The sequence below is a fragment of the Salinivibrio sp. MA427 genome (assembly GCF_001996115.1).
Classification (GTDB): domain Bacteria; phylum Pseudomonadota; class Gammaproteobacteria; order Enterobacterales; family Vibrionaceae; genus Salinivibrio; species Salinivibrio costicola.
The window spans coordinates 1-3,043 of sequence record NZ_MUFH01000285.1; the positions used below are offsets into that span (position 1 = coordinate 1).

Below are 3,043 nucleotides of genomic sequence, written 5' to 3' on the forward strand. Positions count from 1 at the left end.
TAAGCCAGTTGATTGTGGCGAGAACGAAACAGCTTTCTAGATACGTGTTTTGACTGAAAAGTGAAGACACACCAAATTTTGCTTGGCGACCATAGCGCTTTGGACCCACCTGACTCCATGCCGAACTCAGTAGTGAAACGAAGCAGCGCCGATGGTAGTGTGGGGTCTCCCCATGTGAGAGTAGGACATCGCCAGGCTCTCATTATCTAACTAGCGCTTAGTATTAGGCTTTAGTTAGCAAACATTTAAGCATCAAAGCAATTAAGTGTAAGACTTTGATGACAAAACACCGAGTAAAACGTTGATAACGATTTTGCTGATATAGCTCAGTTGGTAGAGCGCACCCTTGGTAAGGGTGAGGTCGGCAGTTCAAATCTGCCTATCAGCACCAGAATTTTCTTGGCGGCCATAGCGTAACGGCACCACCTGAACCCATGCCGAACTCAGAAGTGAAACGTTGCTGCGCCGATGGTAGTGTGGGGTCTCCCCATGTGAGAGTAGGTCACTGCCAAGAGCTTATTTTAAGCCCTCCGCATTCGCGGAGGGCTTTTTCGTTTATAGTGTTTTTTAAATACCTCATTCCTTTCTTATATCCCCGACTGCCCCATTTTTATCTCACCTTTTTGTTTGGTGTTGTTACCCTTTCACTATTCTTACTTATTCGGGTATCTCTGGGCGTTGATTATTGCTTGAGCTTCATGGGTCACTGGGGTATGTTATTAGATATCTGGACGTCTAAACATCTTAAATCTTCAGGAGGCAGTGATGCCGATAAAAATCCCGGATCAGCTCCCCGCCACCAATATTTTGCGTCGAGAAAACATTTTCGTTATGTCGCAGACGCGTGCGGTGAGCCAAAACATTCGCCCATTGAAGGTGTTGTTACTCAACTTAATGCCCAAAAAAATTGAAACCGAGACGCAATTTATGCGCTTGCTCTCTAATAGCCCTTTACAGGTTGATGTCGAGCTTTTACGCATTGATAATCGACCCAGTAAAAACACGCCAACGGAACACTTAGACACCTTCTATCGCCAGTTTGAAGCCGTGCGTGAACGCAACTTTGATGGTCTTATCGTCACCGGGGCACCATTAGGCTTGGTGCAGTTTGAAGATGTGATTTACTGGGAGCATTTGCAAGATGTGATGAATTGGGCGCATCAGCATGTTACATCTACCCTTTACGTTTGCTGGGCGGCTCAAGCGGGTTTAAAGCTTCTTTACGATTTACCCAAAAAAACGCGCAAAGAGAAGTTATCTGGCGTCTATCAGCACCAGGTAAATGAAGCACTGGCTACGCATCCTTTATTGCGGGGGTTTGATGATAGCTTTCTCGCCCCTCACTCGCGGTACGCTGACTTTTCGCCAAGCTTTCTGGACGAACACACGGATCTCGATATTCTCGCCACCTCAGCACAAGCGGGCACTTACTTGGCGGCGACCAAGGATAAACGTAATGTGTTTGTGACAGGTCACCCCGAATATGACTCACATACGCTGCATCATGAATACCATCGCGATCTTGAAGAAGGGATGGAGCCTGTCGTCCCGATTAACTATTATCCTGATGATGATCCGTCTCAACCCCCCTATGTGAGTTGGCGGAGTCATGGGCACTTACTCTTTGCCAATTGGTTGAATTATTGTGTCTATCAGCTGACGCCGTTTAATCTGGCTGAATTTTCACAATCTAACTTTACGCTCGACGAATAGAAAAAAGGCGCCTAATTGGCGCCTTGTTGAGAAAGAGTGTTTATACACGGGGATTATCGATTTTCTCTTGAGCGGCATTGGCTTTATCAACCATTCCTGTCATGGTCGATCCTTGTACGAGAATAGAGAAAACCACCACCGCATAAGTCATGATTAAAATCAGTTCACGGACGTCGATATTCTTCTCAGGGACGACCATGACACCAGCCGGCACTGCCATGGCCATGGCAAGGGCTAAGCCACCTCTTAGGCCTCCCCAACTCAAAATACGAACGGCCCAAGGGTTGTATTGACGAAATCGATTGAAGCCGAAATAGCAAGCTTTCACACTGAGATAACGGGCGAACAGTACAACGGGTACAACTGCGGCCATAATGATCCAGTCTTCCTTATGGAAGCTAATCTGTAATAGGCTGACCCCGATCAACAAGAACAGTAAACTATTCAAAAACTCATCGACCAATTCCCAAAAATGGTCCAGATGATCCTCACTCTCTTTGGAGAAGCCAATAAAGCGAGTCCAGTTACCGATCATAATGCCAGATACTACCATCGCCAGTGGCCCGGAAACATGCAACATATCGGCGAGCACATACCCCGCGCTAGGAATAGCCAATGTCAGTAGCAGTTCCATGGAATGGTCATTGGTCGCGCAGATCAAACGGTGAAACAGGTAACCCAATATCAGACCGTATAAAATCCCACCGATAGCTTCTTGTAAGAACAATGCGATCGTACCACCGAGTGTCGGCTCGCTGTCGCCAAACGCCAAGGTAAAAAGCGTCACGAAAATAACAATCCCGACCCCGTCGTTAAACAGTGACTCTCCCTCGATTTGGGTGGTGATCCGCCTAGGTGCCTGTAGTCGCTTAACAATGGCCAACACCGCGATAGGATCGGTTGGAGAAATCAGCGCCCCAAACAATAAACAATAGATAAAATCAAAAGGAATGCCGATCAGTTGGAAGACGCCCCAAATACCGGCACCAACCAGCGAGACAGAGACCAACAGGCCGCCGAGGACGAGGGTGGTGATTTCCCATTTTTGATCAGAGAAATGGGGAAGCTTGACACCAATACCGCCCGCGAATAAAAGGAAACCGAGTACGCCTTTGAGTAAAAAGGCATCAAAGTGGATATCGGTCAATATTTGCTCCGCCATCGCCTTTAACGGAATGGCTTGGTATTGACCAGCGATCACGATCAAAAGAGAAAGGAGTAGAGAGCTTGCAGTGATCGCGATAGTCGTTTGTACTCGGCTGATTTTACTATTAATAAAGGCGATAAAGATGGCAGCAGCAGCCATGAAACTGAGGATTGCGTAGGTAGA

Annotated in this window: 2 protein-coding genes, 1 tRNA gene and 2 rRNA genes; 4 read left to right on the plus strand and 1 reads right to left on the minus strand. The window is 47.1% G+C overall.

The genetic code is table 11. From position 1 onward, the window contains the following. Positions 1 to 81 precede the first annotated feature (81 nt). From rrf (BZG79_RS13330) to metA, 4 genes are all read left to right on the plus strand, one after another. A 5S ribosomal RNA gene (gene rrf, locus BZG79_RS13330) occupies positions 82 to 197 on the plus strand. A gap of 118 nt (positions 198 to 315) precedes the next feature. Next, positions 316 to 391, plus strand: a tRNA-Thr gene (locus BZG79_RS13335). Between the two features lie 7 nt (positions 392 to 398). Further along, positions 399 to 514, plus strand: a 5S ribosomal RNA gene (gene rrf / locus BZG79_RS13340). A gap of 251 nt (positions 515 to 765) precedes the next feature. Further along, positions 766 to 1,713, plus strand: a complete 948-nt coding sequence (gene metA / locus BZG79_RS13345) for a homoserine O-succinyltransferase (RefSeq protein WP_021022714.1) — start codon at positions 766 to 768, stop codon at positions 1,711 to 1,713. A gap of 40 nt (positions 1,714 to 1,753) precedes the next feature. On the opposite strand, the gene BZG79_RS13350 is transcribed toward metA, so the two are convergent. Next, a complete protein-coding gene (locus tag BZG79_RS13350) occupies positions 1,754 to 3,019 on the minus strand; it encodes a sodium:proton antiporter (protein ID WP_242414193.1) in 1,266 nt (421 codons plus the stop codon). Positions 3,020 to 3,043 lie beyond the last annotated feature (24 nt).